Source organism: Pantoea sp. C2G6 (assembly GCF_051336815.1).
GTDB lineage: Bacteria > Pseudomonadota > Gammaproteobacteria > Enterobacterales > Enterobacteriaceae > Pantoea.
Genome location: NZ_JBGMNJ010000002.1, coordinates 417,976 through 441,050, shown reverse-complemented (window position 1 = coordinate 441,050; position 23,075 = coordinate 417,976). Strand labels below are relative to the sequence as shown.

Genomic DNA, 23,075 nt, shown 5'->3' with positions numbered 1-23,075 from the left:
GTCCCGCTCTCCCCGCCTGGGCGGGGAAAGTCAGGGAGTCGCTGGCCTTAGCCGCGACTGCCTTTCATCAGGTCGCGCTTCATATCGATGATATTTTTATAGTCCGCCACCGTTGCCTGGCCGATGTGCTGCTCGCCGCCCACCGCTTTCACGAAGCAGGCGTGATCCTCTTTATCCAGCTTTTTAATCGCCGACACCACTTTCGCTTTAAAGTCGGCGGGCAGCTTGTTGCTGACCAGCACCGGACCGTTAGGGATCAGCGGTGACTGCCAGATAATGCGGATCTGCTTCATCAGGTCGGGATGGTCCATACGGATCAGACGACCAAAGGCACCCGAGGTGTAGCCGCTGTTGTAGTCACCCACCAGCGAGGTCCAGGTCACCGCGCCGTCAAACTGATTGTTCAGCACGCCGAGAATGTCCTGCTCGTGGCCACCGGAGAAGGTGACGCTGGAGAAGGTGTGGTTGTACTGGTCATCCACCGAGCCGCCAAACTCCTTTTTAAACGCCTGGTTGGGCATCAGGAAGCCGGAGGTGGAGTCAGGATCGGCCATGCCGAACGATTTACCCTTGAGATCTTCCAGCTTTTTATAGGGGCTGTCCGCCTTGACGATCACCACCGAGTGGTAGCCGCGTGACTGATCTTTGTCATCCACCACGATGCCGACCACATCTACCGCTTTCGGGTCCTGCAAATAGACCGAGGCAAACGAGGCGGGTGACATGCTCAGCACCATATCGATTTTGCCGCCCAGCAGCCCCTGAATCACGCCGGAGTAGTCTGAGGCGTTGCGCATCCGGGTATCGACACCCAGCTCTTTATCAAAAAAGGTCTTCACACACTGGTTGTCACCAATCTGCTGGGTGGCGTTCTGACCGCCCAGAATGCCCAGATTGAGCTGTTTCGGCGCATCCGCTGCGTTCACACCAAAAGCCATAACACCGGTCAAGAGCGCTAAAGAAGTCAGTTTCATTCGAGGTTGTTCTCTTACTGTGGAAGTGAGTGGATCTGATTCAGTTCATCGCCATAAAGCTGGTGCAGCAGTTCGTCGGTCAACTGCGAAGGATGACCGTCAAACAGCACCACGCCGCGCTGGATGCCGATCACCCGGCTGCAATAGCTTTTCACCAGCTCAATCGAGTGCAGGTTGACCATCACGCTGATGCCCTGCCCGCTCACCTGACGCAGCACCTCCATGATGCGCCGGGTATTTTTCGGGTCGAGCGACGCCACCGGCTCATCGGCCAGCAGGATTTTCGGGTTCTGCATCAGCGCCCGGCAGATCGCCACGCGCTGCATCTGGCCGCCCGACAGGTTCTCCGCCCGTTGCAGCGCCTGCGGCAGCATGTTCATCCATTGCAGCAGTTCGATGGCGTGCGCCCGGTCGCGGTCAGAGAAGATTTTAAAGAAGGATTTCAGCGTGGAGGTCTGGCTCAGACGGCCGAGCAGCACGTTGGTCAGCACGTCAAGGCGCGGCACCAGACAGAAGTCCTGAAAGATCATGCCGCACTGGCTGCGCCATTCACGCAGCTGGCGACGGCTGAGATTAACCACGTTGCGTTCCGCCTCACCCTGCACGCTGATAATCGCGCCAGCGCTGGCCTCAATGGTGCCGTTGAGCATGTGCAGCAGGGTCGATTTCCCTGCTCCCGACCGGCCAATCACCGCCACCAGTTCACCGGCATGGAGATCGAAACTGACCCGATCCAGCACCTGGGTGTCGCCGTAGGTTTTGCTCAACCCCTGCACCGACAACACTTTTTGTCCGCTGAGGCTGGCCGGTGGCAGATCGTTATCGACCACCGTTTTCAGAAGTGCCTGTGCCATGCTGTTCTCCGTCATCGCTGAATGCGTTCTGCCGCTTATTAAGGCGTGACGCGATGAACACGGGATGACAGTCAGTTGATCAAACCGTGACAGGCCAGTGCGCGCCGCAGCGCAGCGTCTGACCGTCACGGGCAGGCAGCACCCCCTCCGGCAACGGGTGGTCGGCCAGCCAGTTGTCCATCTCGTGACTGAGATGGGTCAGCCAGGTCTGACGCGGCTGGAGCTGCGCCACAATCGCCAGCGCCAGGGTGAGATCGTTGTGGTTGCGCGGCGCGGCGTGCGGCGGATCGTTGCAGTCAATCACCAGCTGATCGAGCGGCTGCCCGCGCAGAAAATCGGCGGTGTCGGGTGGCAGCCCGCAGGTGTCGCACAGCCAGGCGAGCCGGCTGCCGTGCCAGTCGAACAGGTAGCCGTGCGTCAGGCGCGAATGCTGGAGCGGCAACGGCGTCAGCTGCAACTCGCCGAAAGCGTGCGCCACAAACGGCGTCAGGGCGGGACGGAAATCGAGCAGGCCAGGATGTTTATAGAGATCGTCACAGCCGCGCGGGTCGGGCGGCCCCCAGACCGGAATCGCCGCCCCTTTACCCCAGCGCAGCGCAAACAGCCCCTGCACATGATCCATATGGTAGTGGGTCAGCAGAATGCGGGTCAGGCTGCCCGGCGGAAAGCGCGACGCCAGCAGCGGCAGCCCGGCATCCAGCAGTATACGTTCACGGCCATATTCAATCAGCGCGCTACAGGGGGCGCGCGCAGTGCTGCTGTTGAGTTGCGCCCGCTGACAGGCGCGGCAGTCGCAGCCCGGCAGCGGCGCGGCGGTGACGCCGCCGGTGCCCAGAAAAGTGAGTTTCATCGGTCTGCTCCGCTATCCGGCCGATCGCTGCCGGAAAAAGTGGGTGTCACGGGTGCGCCGCCAGCAGCTGTCGTAACTGCCGCAGGGTCTCCGGCAGCGCGCCGTCGTTGTTGAGGATCAGCGCGCCATCAGGTGGCGGCTGGGCGGCGCGTGCCAGCCGCCCGGCGATCGCTGCCTCATCTTCCCGTCCGCGCTGGCGCAGCCGCGTCGCCAGCACCGCAGGCGTCACCTGCAAACAGACCGGCAGCAGCCGGGGACCGAAACGGGCCAGCGCCTGAGCCAGATGCAACCGGGAGCCGTTCACCGCCACATGCTGCCCGCGCGCTAACCACTGCTCGGTTTCACAGCCAATGCCATAGCGGAAGCCGTGCGCCTGCCAGCTGACCGCGAACAGCCCCAGCGCCTCGCGGCGGGCGAACTCCGTCTCGCTCAGCGCCACATGGTTTTCACCGCCCGCATCGGCGGCGCGGGTAATGTAACGATGGGCGACCAGCAGCTGCGGCGGCGGTTCCGCCCGCAGCGCGTTCAGCAGACTATCCTTGCCCGATCCCGACGGCCCGATCAGCCAGATTAGCCGCGCCATCAGTAAACCTGCCGGCCTTTGCTCCAGACGTGCCGCACGTGCGGGTAGCCGTGTGCGGTGTGGGCCAGCACCAGATCGGCGCGGCAGCCTTCGGCGATCACTCCGCGATCGACCAGCCCCAGCGCCCGCGCCGGATTGCAGGTCACCAGCGCAACCGCCTGCGCCATGCCGAGGCTGTTGCGCTCATCCGCCGCCAGCCGGAACGCCGCATCCAGCAGGCTGGCCGGATAGTAGTCGGAGGAGAGAATATCGAGCAGCCCGTGCGAGGCCAGCTCCCAGGCGGCGACGTTGCCGGAGTGTGAGCCGCCGCGCACGATATTGGGCGCACCCATCAGCACCTGCATGTTGCGATAGCGCGAGGCGCGTGCCGCCTCCAGTGTGGTGGGAAACTCGGCGATGCGGCTGCCCGCCGCGTAGGACTCCTCCACATGGGCCGCCGTGGCGTCATCGTGGCTGGCGATGGCGATGCCATGCTCCCGGCACAGGGTGGCGATCGTCTGCCGGTTGGGCTGCGACCAGGTAGCCGCCAGCGTCAGCTGCTCCTGCTCAAACTGATCCATCTCGCCATCACTGAGCTGATATTTGCCCTGATAATATTCGCGATACTTCACCAGCGACGCATACTGCCGCTGCCCCGGCGAGTGATCCATCAGCGACACCAGCGCCAGCTCCGGCGTCCCCATCAGCGCTTCAAACAGCGGCGCGGTGGTGGGATGCGGCAGTTCACAGCGCAGATGCAGCAGATGCTCGGCCCGGTTCAGCCCTTTGCGGTTGCTGTCGCGGATGGCGTCGATCATCCGGCTGAGGTTATCCAGCCGGTGCCCGCCGTCGCGCACATCGCCGACGCCAATCGCATCCAGCACCGTGGTGATGCCGCTGGAGACCATCAGCGCATCGTGACTGCTCATCGCCGAGTGCGCCGGCCAGTCCACTTTCGGCCGCGGCGTAAAACATTTGTCGAGGTTATCGGTGTGCAGCTCCACCAGCCCCGGCAGCAGCCAGGCCCCCTCGCCGTCCAGCGCGCCCGGCTGCTGGCTGGCGGTTTCGCTGAAGCTGCTGATACGCTCATCGCGGAACTCCAGCGATCCGGCGACCACCTCGTTTTCCAGCACCAGTCTGACGTTATTGATGATCATGCCTGCGCTCCTGTGTCGGCCTGCATCAGGTGCAGCCGGTCGGCCACCTGCTCGCGTACCGCCCGATCGTGAAAAATACCGACAATGGCGGCACCACGGGCGCGCGCCTGTTCAATTAAGCTCACCACCGCCGCGCAGTTGACGCTGTCGAGCGAGGCGGTGGGTTCATCCAGCAGCAGGATCGGGTAGTCGGCGATAAAACCGCGCGCGATATTGACCCGCTGCTGTTCCCCGCCGGAGAAGGTGGAGGGGGCCAGCGACCAGAGACGCGGCGGTACGTTGAGCCGCGTCAGCAGTTCGGCGGCGCGCGCTTCACATATAGCGCGATCGACCCCGCGCTCCAGCAGCGGCTGCATCACAATCTCCAGCGCCGGCACCCGCGGGATCACCCGCAGAAACTGGCTGACCCAGCCGAGCGTGTCGCGCCGCAGGGCGAGGATCTGGCGCGCCGGGGCCTGCGCCATGTCGATCCACTGCTCCTGATGGCCGACCAGAATCTGGCCGCTGTCAGGCTGATAGTTACCGTAAAGCGCGCGCAGCAGCGTCGATTTACCGCTGCCGGAGTGACCGTGCAGCACCACGCATTCGCCGCGGTTGACCGTCAGGCTGGCGTTATGCAGCACCGGCAGCGCCGCGCCGTTCTGATTGTGCAGCACAAAGGTTTTACACAGCTGGCTGACCCGCAGCCGGGGAGTTGTCGTCGTCATTTAGTTGAGCACCGAAGAGACCAGCAGTTGAGTGTAAGGATGGTGAGGATCGTCCAGCACCCGATCGGTCAGGCCGCTCTCCACCACCCGCCCCTGTTTCATCACCAGCAGGCGATGGGCCAGCAGACGCGCCACGCCGAGATCGTGGGTGACAATCACCACCGCCAGATTCAGCTCACGCACCAGGGTACGCAGCAGATCCAGCAGCCGTGCCTGCACCGAGACATCCAGCCCGCCGGTTGGCTCATCCATAAACATCAGCTTCGGCTGCGTCACCAGGTTGCGGGCGATTTGCAGACGCTGCTGCATCCCGCCGGAAAAGGTGGTTGGCAGATCGTCGATGCGGCTGGCGTCAATCTCCACCGCCTGAAGCCAGCGGCTCGCCTCAGCGCGGATGTCGCCATAGTGGCGCTGGCCGGTCGCCATCAGCCGTTCGCCGATATTGCCGCCCGCGCTGACCTGCGGACGCAATCCCTCCAGCGGATGCTGATGCACCACGCCCCATTCGGTGCGCAGCAGGCGACGGCGATCGCTTTCGCTCATCTGCCACAGGTCGCGCCCCTGGTAGAGAATGGTGCCCTGCTGCGGCGTCAGGCGCGCCGAGAGGCTCTGCAACAGCGTGGTTTTACCGGAGCCGGATTCGCCGACAATCCCCAGCACTTCGCCCGGATAGAGGTCGAAGCTGATCTGCTCAAAGCCTTTGCCCGGCGCGTAGAGATGGGTGAGCTGGTTGACCGCCAGCAGCGGCTGATTACTCTGCATGGTGCTGCTCCTGCTGCTGATGGCAAAAGTCGGTGTCGGAGCAGACAAACATCCGCGTTCCCTGATCGTCCATCACCACCTCATCGAGATAGCTGTGGCGCGAGCCGCACAGCGCGCAGGGCTCATCCCACTGCTGGATGGTGAAGGGGTGATCGTCAAAGTCGAGACTCTCTACCCGGGTATAGGGCGGCAAGGCGTAGAGACGCTTTTCACGCCCGGCACCAAACAGCTGCAACGCGGGCATCATGTGCATTTTCGGGTTGTCGAATTTGGGGATCGGCGACGGGTCCATCACATAGCGATCGTTGACCTTCACCGGATAGGCGTAGGTGGTGGCGATATGGCCATAGCGGGCGATGTCTTCATAGAGCTTCACCTGCATCACGCCATACTCCTCCAGCGCGTGCATCGTCCGGGTCTCGGTTTCGCGCGGCTCGATAAAACGCAGCGGCTCCGGGATCGGCACCTGGAATATCAGGATCTGATCCTCCTCCAGCGGGGTTTCCGGGATGCGGTGACGGGTCTGGATCAGGGTGGCGTCGGCGGTGCGTTCGGTGGTCGCCGCATTGCTGACCCGCTGAAAGAACTGGCGGATCGACACCGCGTTGGTGGTGTCATCCGCACCCTGATCGATCACCTTCAGCACATCCTGATCGCCAATCAGACTGGCGGTAAGCTGGATACCGCCGGTGCCCCAGCCGTAGGGCATTGGCATCTCGCGACCGGCGAATGGCACCTGATAGCCGGGGATCGCCACCGCCTTTAAGATGGCACGCCGCAGGGTGCGCTTGGTCTGCTCATCGAGATAGCCATTGTTATAGCCGGTGAGCTTAGTCATGGTCGCGCTCCTGATAATCGTGCCGGAGCTGCTTCAGCAGCGCCAGTTCCGCCTGGAAATCGACGTAGTGCGGCAGCTTAAGATGGGAGACAAACCCGGCGGCTTCGACGTTATCGGCGTGGGACAGGACGAACTCCTCGTCCTGCGCCGGGCTGGTGATGCGCTCCTGCTGCTCGCGGCTTTGCAGCGCGCGATCGACCAGCGCCATCGCCATCGCTTTGCGCTCGGCGCGGCCAAACACCAGTCCGTAGCCACGGGTAAAGTGCGGCGCACTCTCCTCGCTGTGGGCCACGCCGTTGACCATTTCACATTCGGTCAGCAGGATTTCCCCAATCTCCAGTTCAAACCCCAGCTCTTCCGGGCAGAGGCTGACGCTAAGGTAGCCGGTGCGGATCTCACCGGCAAACGGATGGGTGCGGCCATAGCCGCGCTGGGTGGAGTAGCCGAGCGCCAGCAGAAAACCCTCATCGCCGCGCACCAGCTGTTGCAGCCTTGCCGCGCGTGAGGCGGGAAAGCTCAGCGGCTCGCGGGTGATGTCGGTGGGTTCACTGCCATCATCCACCTCCGCGGCCGCCAGCCCCTCCCCGCTCATCATGCTGAACAGGTGCGGGCAGGACTCAGGCATCGCCCGATCGTCACGCGGCGCAGCCGGGGTTTCGCCATTAGCCAGCAGGGTGAAGTCGAGCAGACGGTGGCTGTAGTCATAGGTAGGCCCCAGCACCTGGCCGCCCGGCAGATCTTTATACACCGCCGAGATGCGGCGCTCGATGCGCATCGAGCCGCTCTCCAGCGGCACGCTCTGCGCCAGCCGCGGCAGCGTGGTGCGATAGGCGCGCAGCAGGAAGATCGCCTCGACCAGATCGCCGCTCGCCTGCTTAATCGCCAGCGCCGCCAGTTCAGGATCGTAAATCCCGCCTTCGGTCATCACCCGATCCACCGCCAGCCCCAGCTGCTGCGCCAGCTGATCGCAGCTCAGTTCCGCCAGCGCCCGGTCGCCGCGCCGCAGATCGGCCTGAAGCTGATGAGCATGGGCAATCGCTTTTTCGCCCCCTTTCACCGCGACATACATCAGCACACCTCCACAACGGTGGTGCGCGGCACGGCCATCATCGCTTCGCCACAGGTGAAGATCAGATCCACCCCCTGCGGAAACGGATGCGGCCGGGTGCGCAGATATTCCAGCACGCTTTCCGGCAGCTGCGGCGCGATGGCACGGGTTTCCCGCAGGCCGGGACCGGAGAGGCGCAGCGTCAGGCCGCCATTCAGCGACGGCACTTCGATAATCAGCGTGGTGCTTTTTTCCGGCGACAGATTATCGCCTGCCGCGAACTGCGTCGGGTCGGGCTGCGCCGCCGCATGGCTCAGGGCAAAGGGCGCATCCTGCTGACTGGTAATGGGTGCGCCGGTATGGAAGCGCAGGTTACTGCGCAGCTGTTCCGTGTCGATCCGCGCATCGAGCCAGACCGGGCTCTCCTGATCGACCAGCGTCAGCAGCAGCGCGGTGGCGGCCGGCGACAGCGCGCCCCAGCCCTGTTGCAGCGGCAGCGCGACCATCACGCCCGGTTCGCTCATCGCTTTCAGAATGCGGCGAAACGCCCGCTGCGCATCCGCCACCGGATGGTTAAAACTTGCCAGTAAAGTCATCAGTTATCTCCGCGAACCAGCGTAAAGAAATCCACTTTGCTGCTGGCGATCTCACGGGCGCGCAGCTGTCGCTGCTCATCGCGCCAGGCCGCCAGCGGGGTAATAATCTTCTCTTCCAGCAGTGGCCGGGTTTCCGGCTGCTGCAACAGCGCATCCAGCAGAGCGCAGCGCTCGGCGTGGGCTTTGTCGCGCCCTAACAGATAGCTGTAGCCCAGGGTGCCGTCGCCCAGCTGCACCACGGCGCGGGTCACGGTGGCGTCGCCCATCACAAAGCGTTTGCCGGTCGCCCCCATCCGCGCCTGCAACCGGGTCAGCCCGATCTCTGCCGGACGGATCAGGGTGAAGGCAGGCTGAAGGTTGAGCGCCTGCCAGTGCGCTTCCAGCAAGGCGGCGCTGCTGTGTGCCAGCACTGAGAGCCAGCGCTGGCGATCGGTTTGCTGTTCCATTAGTGCTCCAGAGTCAGTTCGATCATGTCGCCGCGCGTCAGGCTGACGGAGTATTCCGCCAGCGCGCCGTCACTGGTTTTGTTGAGGGTGCGTACGCAGAGCAGCGGCGCATGCAGGGCAATATCGAGCTGGCGGCACTCTTTCGCCTGCGCCCGGCGGGTACTGATGCGGGTCTGGGTGCGCACCAGCTGTTTGCCGGTGTGCTCAACTAAGAAGTCGTGCAGCGATCCGCTGTTAAAATGTTGCAGCTGCGGCCACCAGCTGAGGTCGGCGAGGAAGTGGTTGATCAGGCAGAGCGGCACGCCGTTGGCACGGCGCAGGGTCCGCAGATGAATCACGTTGTCGCCCTCTTTCACCGCCAGCGCGCTGGCAACGTCACTGCTGGCCGGACGCAGCACCGCCAGCAGCCGCTCGCTGGTCGGGTGACTGCCCTGCTCCAGCAGGTTCTGGCTGAAGCGCGCCTGGGCATGCAGCGGATAGTCATAGGGCCGCATCAGCACCAGGATGCCGACGCCGTGACGCCGTTGCAGCAGCCCTTTTTGCACCAGCTCATCGACGGCCCGGCGCAGCGTGTGACGGTTGACGGCGTAGTGGTCGGCCAGCTGCTGCTCCGAGGGCAGATAGTCGCCGCAGCGATAACGCTCTTTCAGCGCCTGCTCCAGCTGGGCGGCAACCGCCTGATAGACAGTGGTCGGATGTCTGGATAACTCCATCACGATGAACTCCTCACGGATTACAGAGTGGGAACGCAGTGAAAAGCAGCTGCGGGATGGGGTTAGCTTGCGGGGATCAGATGACAGAACCGTGACGGGGGGGTGAAGGAGCGGTGAATATGGACATCGTGCGTGAGCGACAGCCAACCGGCCTGGGTTTAGCGCAGAGCGCGAGGCGCTAACCGGGGATTGGCATACAGCAGAATGGAGCAGAACGGCGAAGGCCGGAAAGGTGTCAGTCACATTTCCGGCCAGAGGGTGATGCGTCAGCGATTATGTGCGGCTTCAGAGCTTAAAGGCGCTGACCTCTGTCAGCAGCCTGCCAGCCTGCTGACTCAATGAGCTGGCGGCCGCGGACATCTGCTCGACCATCGCGGCGTTCTGTTGCAGATTGCTTTCCATCTGCGTGACCGCAATGTTCACCTGATCGATACCGTAACTCTGCTCTTTCGATGAGTTATTAACCTGATTAATCAACTGGGTCGTTTCGTCGACCACATTCAGGGCTTCATCCATTCGCGACGTCACATTGGCGGCATAGACCACCCCTTTGTCCACATTCTGGATGGCTTCCTCAATCAGACCCCGAATATCCTGAGCTGCAACCGAAGAACGCTGCGACAATGAGCGCACCTCACCGGCGACCACCGCAAACCCCTTGCCCTGCTCCCCGGCTCGGGCCGCTTCCACGGCGGCGTTAAGCGCCAGGATATTGGTCTGGAATGCGATGCCGTCAATAATCGAGATAATTTCTGAAACCTTATTTGAAGAGCGGGATATATCGTTGATGGCGCTTTTCAAATCGTTAAGTTCACGGTTGCTGTGGTTAACGATCGTCTGCACCTTACCGATGAAGCTATTCGCTTCTGCTGAGTTATCCATATTATGTTTCACTGTGGCCGACAGCTGATTCATGCTTGCCGCGGTTTGCTCCAGTGAAGAGGCCTGAGACTCTGAGCGTGAGGAAAGATCGTTATTGCTGAGCGCGATTTCTTCCGACGCCGTATCCACCTCTTTGCTGGCATCCCTGACGCCCGCCAGAACGTCGCGGAACTTCGCGACCAGGGCGTTAAAACTGCCCGCCGTCGCGCCAAGTTCATCCTTTTTATTCAGGTTGACCTGAAGGGTCAGATCGAGGTTTTCCTCAATGGTTTTCATGGTGCTCTGTAAATTCTGTAAGCCTTTTCTGATGTAGCTCAGCACAGAGTAGGAAGAAAGCGCTGTCAGTATCACCGCCGCGGCAATAATGCCGCTCAGAAGCCAGAGCGTATGCAGATACTGCGCATGGTTCTCCGCTGCAAAGTTTTTGGCTATCTGATAGTTATAAGCCAGAAGGTCTTTCAGGTTCTGGCTGACAACCACGGAGGCCGCCGCCGTCTCACCCTGATCGGAGACCATCGCCCTGGCAGCCTCGATCCCGCCGCTCTGATAGACGCCTGCCATCTTGTTGACTTTGTCCAGATAGAGACTGAAGTTCTGAATGGTCTGGTTTATTGCCTGCCCATCCTTCTCATCGGAAATCAGATGGGCTTTATAGTAATCCATAGCTTCGCGGGTCTGGTTCAGATACCCCCGTGCGGAAACCAGATGTTTTTCAAATACACTTTTGTCGGTACCCAGAAGACCCATCAGTATCTGTCGTCTCGCCTCTTCGCGAGACTGAGAGATTTCACTGATTTTATTGATGCTGGGCAGAGAGTTAGTGGTCACATAGTCGAACCGGTCCTGGGCGTTGCTCAGAGAACGGATTCCGATGACGCCGAGGAAAAGCAGCGCCAGCAGCGTAAAGGTAAATACCAGCGTAAGTTTCTTTAAAATAGTCATTTCAGGTTACCCGAGGCAGAAGTCAAGATACCTTTCCTTTATCGGCCTGCCCGAATCACACTTTATAGTCAAGCGGTGAAACTAAACAGTTATTTTTATATTTAGCGGGAAGTGTCGCAATCCTTAATCATTACTGTGATTTACCTCTTCCGGCTCAGGCCGTGACGCGAGAGGATTGGGGATGCCGTGGGTATCGCGGCGCGGTGAGTACTCAGGGTGAAAGGATGGCAGACCGGTGTAAGCGACGAATAGAAACAGAGCTGAAAGGAAGCGATCACTTTCTTAAATGGCTGTATGTGTTAATTAAATTACTGAACAGGGGTGCCTGCATCAACTCTCAATCGGCCTGAGACATGAGAGTAATTACTGTTTTATGGCGGTTATTTCGCAGGATTGTTTATCCAGACTGACATAACCTCTTTTCTGAGATGAGTTTTAAGACCGGGTTCGCGGCATAGATTTCACAGGCTCTTCTGAGCGTCACGGCGGAGCAAAGCACGGCTGCCAGTGCGGGCTGTTGGCGTGAATGGCGGAGCCAGCGGTGGCGATGAGCGAAAGGGAGGACGTTTAAAAAAGGAATATTTGACGGATTGATTGTGTGGAACTAAATGATTAGCATTTGCTCTTTCGGACAAAGAAAATGACTGTTAACGATTCCCTCCTGACATTCTCTCTCGCCGCACTGTTACTGACTCTTACTCCCGGCCTCGATACGGCACTTATTCTTCGCACCGCTTGTACTGAGGGTGGCAAGAAGGCTTTTCAGGCTGCTCTTGGTATTGATGCGGGCTGTTTTATATGGGGTGCGCTGGTAGCATTAGGTCTTGGTGCTTTACTGGCAGTTTCAGAGGTGGCTTATACAATACTCAAAGTTTGTGGAGCGCTCTACCTGAGCTGGCTGGGCTTGCAACTCCTGATACGCCCGCGATCGTCTTTCAATAACAGCGAGAGGAACAACGGTTCTCAGAGGAACTGGTTTATCAGAGGAATGCTTGGAAATGTGCTCAATCCTAAAATGGGCATTTTCTATGTCTCTTTTTTGCCTCAGTTTATACCCACCGGCCACTCGCCTTTAATATGGACTTTCATCCTTGTCAGCATCCACGTAACGATTGGAACTATGTGGTCAGTGACTCTCATTTTATCCACACATTTTGCGTCAGCCGTATTGAAGAAAGATCGCGTTGTCCAGGTTATGGACAGAGCAACAGGAGGCTTATTTTTATGCTTCGCGGCTAAACTTGCCATAAGTACCAGATAGCCTGGACGGGCTATCTATTTCCGCTTCTGACTCAAAGCTGCCCCAGGATCGGCCAGAGACAGCTTTGAGCGAGAAGCGGACAGCATGGGGTTAATTTCAATTGCTTTATTGCATTCTACTAACGATCAGTAATGAACCAGACCGCCATCTACAGCATACTGGCTGCCGGTCACATAGGATGCGTCATCTGAAAGGAGGAAAAGTGCAACTGCCGCGGCCTCTTCGGCTGTCCCTGCGCGCCCCAAAGGAACCTGGCTCACCACAAAATCTTCAAACTGCTGACGCGACTTCTCTGGCATAAAGTGCCTGAAGTTGGTTTCAATCGGACCCGGTACTAGCGTGTTAGCGCGGATGCCACGTTCAGCCAGCGCTGATGCCCAGCTTTTGACCATAGCGATAACGGCGCCTTTCGTTGCTGCATACAGGCTTGTCATCGCCGCACCTTCATATACTGAGGAAGAGGAAGTAACCAGAACGGATGCGCCTGAATTAAGTGATTTGGAGAGAGCTGCCAGCTGTAACATCGGACCGCGCACATTAGCGTTCATCATGTGATTGAAAGAGTCTGCCGTTACAGATTCCAGAGAACCTACCTCTGCAAAGCCCGCATTAAGCCATAATCCATCAAGTGAACCCCAGCCGCTAATAGCCTCTTCAAGCCCATTTATATCAGCTTCGCTCGCAGCATCGCTTTTCAGAATAAGCGATGACGCAGGAAGCAGGCTACGTGCACGCTCCAGCCGTTCTTCATTGAGACCCGTAATGGCTACATGGCCGCCTTCAGTGACAATACGCTGAGCGCCTGCCAGCCCCATGCCGCTGGTACCTCCCGTAATTAATATCCGTTTACCCTGAAATCTGCCCATGCTAACTCCCTCTATTTTGCTGCAAAATCAGCCTCTACCATACGTAAAACAAACACTATTCGTCATCTGTTTCATTACGCAACGATGGGAGTAATTGGATTGCTGCCTGGACATCTGTTTCTGGCGCAGAATGGACTCACGAAAAAGCTAATGTCCGCTATGAGCGAGGAGCGGACATCCATAATTGTATGCATGCTGCCATCACGGTGTATGAATCGACCGGGAGCAGGTCAAAGTCTTACGCCTTGCGTGATCATGGATTGTTCGAAAAACATCCATTATTTGACCATTCCTAAAAAATCAATTATGATAATGGTCAAATGGAGGTGCATAATGATTAAACACACCACAGCAGAAAGAGAAATCAACACTTCAGCAAAGCTGAATGAGTTCCAGTTGAACCTTCTGAAAAGGATTAACAACCTCGCTATTTCCCTGATGCCTGAATTTGAAGACAAAAATCAGGCTATGGATGCTATCACGCTAGATGACGGTTCTCTGATGCAGTTGCTCTATACCGTTCAACTCGAGCAGAAGACACGCGTCAACGACTACGAAATGCGTAAAGTGCGCCGTCGTCGCGAAAATCTGGAAAGATTTTATCGTGAGCTTCAGGAATTGGGCGGTACGCTTAAAGTGAACGACGTGGTCGATATCCTTGGTATCACACGCCAGGCGATCAACATTCGCGTTAAGAAGAACAAGCTTTTAGCATTCAAACAAAACAGGGATTTTATTTTCCCGAAATTTCAGTTCGCTGATAATGGGCTAATTCCCGGCTTTGAAGATGTGATGGCGGCATTCGAAGAGGATACACATCCAATGTTGCGGTTGGGTGTGCTGAAATCACCGATAGAGGTTAATAGTGAAGGCCTACAAAAGACGCCGATTCAAATCATGCTGGACGGTGCTAAAAAGTGTGAACTTAGTCTGGCCATACGTGCAGCTAAACAGTTCGGAAATCAAGTAGCTAGTTAACGGATTTAAAAAAAGGGGGCCAGCCCGCCCCTCTTTGATTTACACTGGTTCTGGCGTAATTTCGAATCCAAGCAATTCTTCGAACATCTCTTCACCTGACATCGTTCCTTTGTGCCACCCCTTAGGGAACATGCCTTCGTCAGTTTCGACGTAACTAGCATAAGGCCACATCCCCTGAGGGGTATCGGTAAAGGCTGGTGTACTACCCGGTCGTTCCCAAAAGGCATAACAACGCTTATAGCGCTTATGTCTTGAGGTATAGGCAATCCCGTCATAGTCACGCCCGAAATGCGTATAAAGATGTTCCATTAGCCACTGAGGAAAGGTGTAATCCTCGTTCTCTAAGCTATCCAAAGGGATATGTAACAACTCACAGAGTGCCACAACATCAATCACTTTCACCGTTCTCGCGACATCCACAGAGCACATATAATGTTGTGAAAGTACCGTTTCAGGATAAGAAATCGTTCCTTTGAGATGGAACAAACGCCCGTATGCTTCCGCCGCCGCCGTTAACGCCGAGTCAGAAGCATACCATACCGCCACACTTCCCCCGGGAGGGTTGTATCGCCCACAGTCGTCTTTCTCAATTGGCGCGCTGAAGTTGATTGCGCTTTTATACAACTTCCTTTGATGACGCTTCAAAAGACTAGGGCCTTGTTGAATGTCAATCGCCGGAATACGTCCAGATTTGTTTTGTGCAGCAATCCCTTTTGCAACAACAGTTTTATCAAATGTCCATTTGGTCATTTTTAATTCTCCTTCTATAAACAGATTAAGCCATAGGCTCCTCTCCATATTGATTGAAAAAAAATCCCTGCCGTGCTTGCCCAGCAGGGTTCGCGAGACCACGTGCATCTCAATCTCGATTATACCAAGAAAAAATTCTATGTTTCAGAAATTTAGAAATTTCTTTAAAATACTTCGCGTGCCTTCTTGATATATTGGTAGGTTTGAAAATAAGAAATAACGCAGAGAGTTTTACCGAAAGGAGGACCATACAGATCCTTATCAGGAGAATTAGAAATGATAACTTCACTGAAAACTGTATTTTTAGTGAAGATAGTTTGAGTCTCTCAATAAGCGTCTAACGAGAGCCGTATTGGCAGCATGACCCGGAGATTATTCCCCGGGCAGGATGACGCGCCACGATCGCCGCTATAATCCGAGCCGAAGAACAGGTAATCTTATCGGCCCAGACTCACCGTTCACAACGCGTTTTCCGCAGCCGTCGAAGGCCTAATACTTCCGCTTATGGCACAAAGCGGACAGGCTGATTGAGATGAAGGTCTGCTATGAGCGAACAGCGGAAGTTCGCAGTTTATCTCGTAGCCAAACAGTCACGTTACTAACATTGCGGCGTGTTAATCAACGGGGAGCAGCTCAACCATCTCAGGTCTCTCGCAGCGCCAACAGCAATATCCCTAAAGAAATATTGATTCAGATGCTTAAGAATGCTGAGACGGCAGTTTTATTTGAAAGTAGTCCTTTTGCGGACATGGCATCGAAGTAACTTTTTAATGCCTCACGCTTAATAGCATCATCAGTTTTCCACACAGGTCCCAAGTACTTCACCCAGAGTTCAACCTCCTCGACTGTGTGTAATTTTGACGACACTAAAGGTTTAGCGGCTTCTATGATGCTTATAGCTGTACCTCTATCGATTACATTGTCTGGTATCGACCAATGTGCTTTACCAAGACAATCCGTATAAAATGATATTTGCTTTAATTGCTCCAATACAAAGGGATGTTCTGATTGATCGCTGAAAATTGGTGCAAAATCGTTGAGATTCCTAGCGCCTTTTTTAAATGCATCAAGAAACACCCACATCATATTTTTTTCAGTATGTGAGCGATACCTGTGCCAAATCTGTTTAATATCTTTGCCATCTTTCAACAGCGACATCTCTCGAAGTATTGACACCTTTCCTGCTTCTTCTATAGCCAAGATTGCTAAAGAGGTAGCAGAGGGATAGCGTTCTAAATCAAACAAAGCAGAGGCATCGTTCAGAAGCCTTTGTGCGTTAGATGATGCAGCATTCATGCCTTCTACAATTTTCTCAACGGCAAGTGAATTTTTCCATTGCTCTAGCTTTTTTGTCATAACATTTGCTCGAGTTAAAAATTTCATCAATCTTAGAACACATAATTCCTACTGAAAAGCTAGATGCTCTACTGTAAGTATCCCTGCAAAACGAACCATCAATTTTTAGAGGACCTCTGGCGCTCCAGATTCCGCTCTTGGCACTGGGCTGCTGTTGCAGCCCTGACAACCTTAGACTTCGATCGATTCAGAGATCTCTAATGCATCATCGACTTCAATGCCCAGATAACGGACTGTGCTTTCCAGTTTCTTATGGCCTAACAGAAGCTGGATCACTCGGAGATTCTTGGTTTTCTTGTCGATTAGATAAGGTTTTGTTCATCTCATGGAATGTGTGCTGTAAAGCGAATCTTCGAGACCAAGCTTTTCTACCCACCCATGAAAAATTCGGTTGTATTGCCGGGTAGATATGGGCTGGTTAGTTCCGATTCGAGACCGAAACAAGAAGTCTTTACTATGCAAATTACCAGGCTTTATCAATGGAGCAACAGCTTCTCTTGTCCCTTTGGTTATCTCAAACTGCACAGGGCTACCGGTTCTCTGTTGCAACACCGTAGCTCTGCTTGAAACAGAGCTACCATATGCAACATCAGATACTTTGAGTTTGACCAGATCACAGCCTCGTAGCTTACTGTCCAAGGCCATATTGAACAGAGCTAAATCGCGCGTTTTACCTTCCAGTTCAAGCCGGATTCGGATCCCCCAGATATGAGATATCTGAAGTGGTCTTTTTTGGCCGATGATACGGTCTTTGTTCCACGGTGACGTGTTCATACTCAAATCTCCTACAATGTGGGAGATTTGAGTATGGTTGTCCCTTATGAGCGAAGAGCTGCCATATATATGGTTCTTACATGCAACTGAGAAAGTATACGTCTGTAAGTTTAGCCAAACAATACTGAATCCATTTTGGATGCTTCAATGTTCATAAACTGACTCACTGGGAAGATTTTTATCCTGTCATTTTTATCATGATAAACATTTGAATGAATCAATCTTGTCTGCAATTCTTCATATTTATCTTTACTGAAAACCTCGTCCTCTATTAATATTAACACAAGAGCGATTGCTTTTTTTCCTCTGAACTGTTCATATAAATTTTTTTTATAAAGATGCTTTAGAAACACCTCTTTTAACCAACCAAAATTAAATCCTTTGCGTATGTATTTTAATTCTACCAAACAATCCCTTCTGAAAAAGTTACCTTTAACAATAAAGTCCACTTCATGATTTGCTATGATAACATTTCTTTCCAGTCCATTGCCTACATTAGTGTTTGTTAATTTTCCGGCAATTTTATCCTCCATACGTTCCCAAACACTTACCTTCTCCGAAAAGTTATTCACGCAACTTATTTCAGGTTCTGACTCTATGATCTCACTCTCAAGTTTGTCAATGATCTCATCCTGAGTAGCAGGTCTCAGACTGGCTTGTTTCAAATCGTGCTCAATTTTTATTTGCTCATCCAATAGTAATTGATTCTTTCTCCATTTCGCCATGCCAAAAATAACAACCAATACCCCTACGATAAAAAACACAGGGGAAATAACCGGTATTGATTTAAGTATATAGTAAATAATTTCTTTTTTTGTATGCGCAACGTCACAATCAAGACTTGATATCTTACATATAGTATCAGTATTTAATTCCAGCTTTTCCTTTAAAAATAACCATGGAAAAATAAATGCAGAACTTATCAGAAAAATACCCAATGAAACGATAAACCTGTATAAATCACCAAATTCAAACTTCATAATTCCTCTTATTTATCATGAATGCCTAATAAAAATGGACTGATATAATGCATTAAAACTGTAGCATTAAATGAAAAAATGGTTAATCACACGTTTGAACTTGTGACATATTTCAACGTCCGCTTTTGCCACAAAGCGGACATCATACCAGCTTTACAAGAAATGAACGAAAGCTGAAAGCGTTCGCGCGACAGGACTGATTATCATAGTTTCACGGATGCCAATCCGGGAGTGTAACGTGGCTGAGCCATCGAATTTTCTCCCGGCAGGCAGATTTTGCAGCAGCAATTTCATCGGCAATCTGCTGCATGGTCATCCTGCCTGTTAAAGCGGGTAATAACGCTGTATCCGTCTATTTAGACTGGAATGTCGAAGATTTAATGGCAATTAACCAAAATGGCTGCTGATTATTTTTATAATTGATTTTCATTTTATAACCTCCCTGGACTCACGCTGGTAAGTGACACTAATAGCGATTAAAACAAGCTCAGCGATTTGCTGTGTCGTATAATAATCTGAAATATTCTGGAAAATAGCTTTCTCAAAAGCTGTTTTCCCGTCATTGGTATCAACAAACGCTGGCGTGCCGTCTGGAAAGTAACGAAACTCTATATGACGCCGCTTCATTTCCTTTTGCATATTGTAAAAAATACGTTTATTTTCGCTTTCACTGCCTTCCAGCTTAGCCCAGGTCAAGAAATCATAAAAAGGCTTAAGTCTCTGATTTATATTTTCTTTAGTAAAATTCCCTGTGCCAGCAACCAGAAGAAATACGGTACCACCATCTGTAATAAAATTATGACTACCATCAATATTTTCAGACAGTAAAACGGTGTTAGTATATTCTGTGAACTTATGACGGGTATCATTATATCTTTTAGGATGGATGTCGACATCGTAAAACTTACTTCCCAGCAAAGTACCACAACCGGACAGGCTGAGTGTCATGATGAGGGCCATTGTTAATCTAACAAAAAAATTACTCACTTGCATGCACCATTCAAATAAAAAATATTATCGGCAAGATAAATCATAACTTTAGGATATTAATGCAATATTTTTTATTCCCTCCCAACACTTTTTATATCCGAAAAGCTTGAATCTGCTGACCTGAAAAATCATATGCTATATCGCTTTATGATAAATTTAATATGTCGTTCTCCACCTGGATTGAAAAAAAGATATAATCGTATGTATGTATCTGGCTTGAAGCGTACTGAACTGCCCCCAGTTACTCCACACCAAAATGTTGTTAGCTACGTCCGCTTCTGGCACCCATCTGCCATAGCTTCAGCCTGTGAGCCTGCTTCGAAAGTCATAGAGCCGCATCAGCACCAGAATGCCGACGCCGTGACCCTTTGCAGCAACCCTTTTTGCCCCCGATCGTCGACGGCCAGGCCCAGCGATAGCGCGCTTTCAGCGCCTGCTCCCGCTGGGCGGCAACCGCCTGACAGATAGTGGTCAGATGTTCAGATAACCCCATCACGAGCAATTCCTCGCGGATTACAGCGTGGATATGGTGAAAAGCGGCGGCGGAATAGTGTCAGCTTGCTGGGATCAGATGACAGAACCTTAGCGGGTGGTGAAAAAGCGATGAGTGTTGAGTGTTGAAGGGTTTGAAAAAGAAGTTCGGGCTTTCAGGGCAAAGAACGGGGGTTGCTTTAATCGACAGATCCGTAATGATGACTTTTTAGGCAAAGGATTTTTTATGAATAATTCTCCTCCCCTGTCGATCGGCCTGCTCCTGTTTCCGTCACTTACCCAGCTCGATCTTACCGGCCCGTATGAAGTGTTTGTCAGAGCGCCCAACACGCAGGTTCATCTCATCTGGAAAAACCGGGATCTGGTCGTTTCTGACCGTGGGATGGCAATACAACCCACCACAACCTTTAGCCACTGTCCGGCACTGGATCTCATCTGTGTTCCCGGCGGACCGGGACAAATAGATTTAATGACGGATGAGGAAGCCCTTGCGTTTATCCGCACGCAGAGCAAACAGGCAACGTGGGTAACGTCCGTCTGCACAGGATCGCTGGTGCTGGGTGCTGCCGGACTGTTAACGGGATATAAAGCCACCACCCACTGGGCTTCGCTGGATCAGCTGGCGTTATTAGGTGCGGTGCCGGTCAATCAGCGCGTGGTGCGTGACCGCAACCGTATAACAGGCGCAGGTGTGACTTCAGGAATCGATTTTGCCCTCACTGTCGTGGCGGAATTATATGGAAGCGAGGTGGCTCAGAATATTCAACTGCAAATGGAGTATGACCCCGCCCCACCCTTTAACAGTGGCTCACCGCGAACAGCCTCTGAAGAGCAGCTGAAAAATGCACAGGCGCAGGCTGCACCCTTTCTTGAAAAGAGGCGACAGGCGACATTAAAAGCAGCCGCCAGGCTTCAGCAGCAGGGAAAGTAGCGAACCAGGAGAATGGCGCGCTGGTGTTTACAGCGGCCGCGACCGGCACAGGGCAGTGCGGAAAACAGGGACAGTTTTCCCGATGCAACCCGCAAACGTAAAGCTAAACCTCAGCGCTGAAAAGCGTCACCTCTCCCCGTAAACCGAGCTCCCCCTTTGGTTGTCATGCATGCCGGAGTCACAGTTATCGCAAGTCAGCGCGCGGCAAGAGCGACAGGTTTCAGCCCTGGGTTTTGATGCGGGTAGCAAGAACGCTGGCAGTGAGGATGTAAATCAGACACACCAGCGCCTGCGTCCGTAGCGTAATGTGGTGATCAAGCAGAACACCAATGATCAGCGGCGAAGCGCCGCTGGCGATGACCGTTGCGGCCTCGACCGCTGATCGCACCCTCGCCAGCTGCGCCGGACCGAACAACTGTACCCAGAGTGCGGTCGCAAGCGTGGAAGCAATGGCCGATGAGATGCCGGTCATGATGAGATAAAACGGAGTAACCCACTGACTGCTGCTCAGCCATAACGCGAGCATGGCGGCGGCCTGTGGCATCAGAAACCACGGCAGGAGGCGGCGCGGCGTCAATCTGTCAATGACAGGACCAAAAGAGAGCAGCGAGACGGCCTGAGTGAGAGCGTAAGCGATAAACCACGCCGCCACCCATGACAGCGCCCAGCCCTTTTCCTGAGCAAGCCGCGCCTGGTGAAAGAAGAAGCCCGTCGTAATAAAAGGAGAGGCCAGCACCACCGGCAGCGCCAGCAGAAGATTGCGGTTTTTCCATAGTGAAAGTGGCCGCTCCTTTGCTTCGCCGGGCTTTCTGAACCTGCGCAACGGCACCTCACGTCCGGCAGGCAAAAAGCGGGTTGCCACCGCGACGCCTGTAGCCAGAAGCACGGCATTAATAAGCCAGGCGGTACGCCAGCCTGTCACATCGGTTATCTGCACCGCTACAACCGGAAACAGGGCCTGCGCCAGTGACAGACCCAGCGCGATTGCCCCGAGGGCTTTACCTGCATCAAGCGGAAACTGTCGTGCCGTTGCGGTGAGTGCGGTATGCACCATCAGCCCCTGACCGCCCAGCCGCAGAAAATAGAAGCCAATACAGAGCATCCAGCTCCCCTGCGCACCGGCAACCAGCAGGCAGGCGATCATCAGTAGCAGCGTAACGGCCAGCGTAAAGCGACGGGTCGTAGTATAGTCAATCAGCTGTCCCACCCAGCTAAGTGTCACGGCGCTCATTATCGTCCCGGCGGCGTACAGGCCGCCCAGCCCGCCGTCACTGAGTCCAAAACTCTGCCTTAAATCCTGTCCGTAGAGCGAAACAAAGTAAGTCTGTCCAAAGCTCGACATCGCCATCAGGATGGCCCCAAAAGTCAGAGAGTGGCCGTGCTGAAAGATAAAACGAAATAGCTGACGCATATTTCTCCCCAAACGTCGCTGGAAAAATACCGTTGCGCAACGTCAGGCCAGACTTTTCAGCCTGCCAGGCGATGGCAACGGGTGTTCTGACCTTTTAAGCAGGCCAGCGCCGGTGCGATCCGTGCCGTTTACCGCAGCATCAGCAGCGGTTGCCGACTCTCCGCGAGCATCGCCGAGGTGTGGCTGCCAATAAAAAAGCGGCGCAGCCGGGAGTGTCCATAAGCCCCCATCACCGTCAGATCAATCTCATGCTCATCCGCATAACGTCGCAGCGCACCGGTCACCGATTCATCACTCAGCAGCGCGGCGTCAGCGTGGATACCCGCCTCCTGAAGCATCGCCTGCGCCTCCTGCATCGCTGCCGGTTCCCCGTTCACCATCACGATATGCCAGTCGAGTCCGCTGAGCAGCGGGCTGGTGCTGAGGCGCGCCAGATTTCGGCGGCCCACATCGCTGCCGTCATAGGCAAACATCATCCGCGACGGCGGAGAGAAGGTTTCCGGTACCACCAGCACCGGCTGTTTCTGCAACCAGATCACGCTCTCCAGATGGCTGCCAACCGGATGTTCCCTCCCCCGGCGGCCCAGCACCATCAGACCGGCCTCGCTCAGCTCCGCCAGGATGGTATCCAGCGCGCCATGCCGCTGAAGCTGCTGCACCTCAGGATGTCCCTGCTTTAGCAGTTCGGCGCAGCCTGCCAGCACCGCTTTTCCCTGCGCCATCAGCAGGCGGCTGCGCTCATTCTCAACACGCACCAGCGCCTCGGTCAGCTGCTCGTGACTGTCAACGCCGAGGCTGCCGGTGAGATCGGAGACGGCAGGCTGGTCACTCTTCTCCAGCACGTGCAACAGGGTCAGCGGGCTATTCAGCAGGCGGGCTGCCCAGCCGGCATAGAGACAGACTGCGCGGGTTGACGGCGAGCCGTCTACGCAGGCGATAACACTCTTTTTCATGA

Annotated in this window: 23 protein-coding genes and 1 pseudogene; 3 read left to right on the top strand and 21 right to left on the bottom strand. The window is 54.7% G+C overall.

Features of this window, described 5'->3' with window-relative positions:
* Window positions 1-47 precede the first annotated feature (47 nt).
* The 13 genes from phnD to ACCW71_RS05360 all read right to left on the bottom strand — a co-directional run bounded on the left by phnD (window position 48) and on the right by ACCW71_RS05360 (window position 11,331).
* Window positions 48-974 (bottom strand): phosphonate ABC transporter substrate-binding protein, encoded by a 927-nt coding sequence (gene phnD, locus ACCW71_RS05420; protein WP_436370056.1) that lies wholly within the window; start codon window positions 972-974, stop codon window positions 48-50.
* A gap of 14 nt (window positions 975-988) precedes the next feature.
* On the bottom strand, window positions 989-1,828 hold the full coding sequence (phnC, locus tag ACCW71_RS05415) for a phosphonate ABC transporter ATP-binding protein (protein WP_436370055.1): 840 nt from the start codon (window positions 1,826-1,828) through the stop codon (window positions 989-991).
* Window positions 1,829-1,907: 79 nt separating this feature from the next.
* On the bottom strand, window positions 1,908-2,678 hold the full coding sequence (gene phnP / locus ACCW71_RS05410) for a phosphonate metabolism protein PhnP (protein WP_436370054.1): 771 nt from the start codon (window positions 2,676-2,678) through the stop codon (window positions 1,908-1,910).
* Window positions 2,679-2,724: 46 nt separating this feature from the next.
* Window positions 2,725-3,261 carry a ribose 1,5-bisphosphokinase gene (gene phnN / locus ACCW71_RS05405; RefSeq protein WP_436370053.1) on the bottom strand — a complete coding sequence of 179 codons (537 nt, stop codon included), beginning with the start codon at window positions 3,259-3,261 and terminating at the stop codon, window positions 2,725-2,727.
* Window positions 3,261-4,397: an alpha-D-ribose 1-methylphosphonate 5-triphosphate diphosphatase gene (gene phnM / locus ACCW71_RS05400; RefSeq protein ID WP_436370052.1), complete on the bottom strand. Its 1,137-nt coding sequence runs from the start codon at window positions 4,395-4,397 to the stop codon at window positions 3,261-3,263. The genes phnN and phnM overlap by 1 nt, the downstream gene beginning before the upstream one ends.
* Window positions 4,394-5,104 carry a phosphonate C-P lyase system protein PhnL gene (gene phnL / locus ACCW71_RS05395; protein ID WP_436370051.1) on the bottom strand — a complete coding sequence of 237 codons (711 nt, stop codon included), beginning with the start codon at window positions 5,102-5,104 and terminating at the stop codon, window positions 4,394-4,396. The genes phnM and phnL overlap by 4 nt, the downstream gene beginning before the upstream one ends.
* Window positions 5,105-5,866 (bottom strand): phosphonate C-P lyase system protein PhnK, encoded by a 762-nt coding sequence (gene phnK, locus ACCW71_RS05390; RefSeq protein ID WP_436370050.1) that lies wholly within the window; start codon window positions 5,864-5,866, stop codon window positions 5,105-5,107.
* Window positions 5,856-6,704, bottom strand: a complete 849-nt coding sequence (locus ACCW71_RS05385; RefSeq protein WP_436370049.1) for an alpha-D-ribose 1-methylphosphonate 5-phosphate C-P-lyase PhnJ — start codon at window positions 6,702-6,704, stop codon at window positions 5,856-5,858. The genes phnK and ACCW71_RS05385 overlap by 11 nt, the downstream gene beginning before the upstream one ends.
* A complete protein-coding gene (locus ACCW71_RS05380) occupies window positions 6,697-7,773 on the bottom strand; it encodes a carbon-phosphorus lyase complex subunit PhnI (RefSeq protein WP_436370048.1) in 1,077 nt (358 codons plus the stop codon). The genes ACCW71_RS05385 and ACCW71_RS05380 overlap by 8 nt, the downstream gene beginning before the upstream one ends.
* A complete protein-coding gene (gene phnH, locus ACCW71_RS05375) occupies window positions 7,773-8,348 on the bottom strand; it encodes a phosphonate C-P lyase system protein PhnH (RefSeq protein WP_436370047.1) in 576 nt (191 codons plus the stop codon). The genes ACCW71_RS05380 and phnH overlap by 1 nt, the downstream gene beginning before the upstream one ends.
* A complete protein-coding gene (gene phnG, locus ACCW71_RS05370; RefSeq protein ID WP_436370046.1) occupies window positions 8,348-8,794 on the bottom strand; it encodes a phosphonate C-P lyase system protein PhnG in 447 nt (148 codons plus the stop codon). Before phnG ends, phnH begins: the two co-directional genes overlap by 1 nt.
* Window positions 8,794-9,507, bottom strand: coding sequence for a phosphonate metabolism transcriptional regulator PhnF (phnF, locus tag ACCW71_RS05365; RefSeq protein ID WP_436370045.1), 714 nt, complete (start codon window positions 9,505-9,507; stop codon window positions 8,794-8,796). Before phnF ends, phnG begins: the two co-directional genes overlap by 1 nt.
* A gap of 285 nt (window positions 9,508-9,792) precedes the next feature.
* A complete protein-coding gene (locus tag ACCW71_RS05360) occupies window positions 9,793-11,331 on the bottom strand; it encodes a methyl-accepting chemotaxis protein (RefSeq protein ID WP_436370044.1) in 1,539 nt (512 codons plus the stop codon).
* Between the two features lie 640 nt (window positions 11,332-11,971).
* Here ACCW71_RS05360 and ACCW71_RS05355 point away from each other — a divergent pair.
* Entirely contained in the window at window positions 11,972-12,592 is a 621-nt protein-coding gene (locus tag ACCW71_RS05355) for a LysE family translocator (RefSeq protein WP_436370043.1), read from the top strand.
* A gap of 125 nt (window positions 12,593-12,717) precedes the next feature.
* Here the strand turns inward: ACCW71_RS05355 and ACCW71_RS05350 are convergent, their stop codons facing one another.
* Entirely contained in the window at window positions 12,718-13,458 is a 741-nt protein-coding gene (locus ACCW71_RS05350; RefSeq protein WP_436370042.1) for an SDR family oxidoreductase, read from the bottom strand.
* Window positions 13,459-13,791: 333 nt separating this feature from the next.
* Between ACCW71_RS05350 and ACCW71_RS05345 the strand changes: the two genes are divergently transcribed.
* Window positions 13,792-14,436, top strand: a complete 645-nt coding sequence (locus tag ACCW71_RS05345; protein WP_436370041.1) for a DNA-binding protein — start codon at window positions 13,792-13,794, stop codon at window positions 14,434-14,436.
* 39 nt (window positions 14,437-14,475) lie between these two features.
* On the opposite strand, the gene ACCW71_RS05340 is transcribed toward ACCW71_RS05345, so the two are convergent.
* The 5 genes and pseudogenes from ACCW71_RS05340 to ACCW71_RS05320 all read right to left on the bottom strand — a co-directional run bounded on the left by ACCW71_RS05340 (window position 14,476) and on the right by ACCW71_RS05320 (window position 19,283).
* Window positions 14,476-15,186 (bottom strand): RES family NAD+ phosphorylase, encoded by a 711-nt coding sequence (locus ACCW71_RS05340; RefSeq protein ID WP_436370040.1) that lies wholly within the window; start codon window positions 15,184-15,186, stop codon window positions 14,476-14,478.
* Between the two features lie 690 nt (window positions 15,187-15,876).
* Entirely contained in the window at window positions 15,877-16,542 is a 666-nt protein-coding gene (locus ACCW71_RS05335; protein ID WP_436370039.1) for an AbiV family abortive infection protein, read from the bottom strand.
* A gap of 171 nt (window positions 16,543-16,713) precedes the next feature.
* A pseudogene (locus ACCW71_RS05330) lies at window positions 16,714-17,316 on the bottom strand (tyrosine-type recombinase/integrase).
* A 110-nt stretch (window positions 17,317-17,426) separates the two neighbouring features.
* Window positions 17,427-18,296: a hypothetical protein gene (locus ACCW71_RS05325; RefSeq protein ID WP_436370038.1), complete on the bottom strand. Its 870-nt coding sequence runs from the start codon at window positions 18,294-18,296 to the stop codon at window positions 17,427-17,429.
* A 426-nt stretch (window positions 18,297-18,722) separates the two neighbouring features.
* The gene (locus ACCW71_RS05320) at window positions 18,723-19,283 is read right to left on the bottom strand and encodes a hypothetical protein (protein ID WP_436370037.1); all 561 of its coding nucleotides are present in this window, start codon (window positions 19,281-19,283) and stop codon (window positions 18,723-18,725) included.
* Window positions 19,284-20,004: 721 nt separating this feature from the next.
* Between ACCW71_RS05320 and ACCW71_RS05315 the strand changes: the two genes are divergently transcribed.
* Window positions 20,005-20,709 carry a DJ-1/PfpI family protein gene (locus ACCW71_RS05315; protein ID WP_436370173.1) on the top strand — a complete coding sequence of 235 codons (705 nt, stop codon included), beginning with the start codon at window positions 20,005-20,007 and terminating at the stop codon, window positions 20,707-20,709.
* A 220-nt stretch (window positions 20,710-20,929) separates the two neighbouring features.
* Here the strand turns inward: ACCW71_RS05315 and ACCW71_RS05310 are convergent, their stop codons facing one another.
* Both ACCW71_RS05310 and ACCW71_RS05305 read right to left on the bottom strand, forming a co-directional pair.
* Window positions 20,930-22,120 (bottom strand): MFS transporter, encoded by a 1,191-nt coding sequence (locus ACCW71_RS05310; RefSeq protein WP_436370036.1) that lies wholly within the window; start codon window positions 22,118-22,120, stop codon window positions 20,930-20,932.
* A 128-nt stretch (window positions 22,121-22,248) separates the two neighbouring features.
* Window positions 22,249-23,073: a universal stress protein gene (locus ACCW71_RS05305; protein WP_436370035.1), complete on the bottom strand. Its 825-nt coding sequence runs from the start codon at window positions 23,071-23,073 to the stop codon at window positions 22,249-22,251.
* Between the last annotated feature and the right edge of the window lie 2 nt (window positions 23,074-23,075).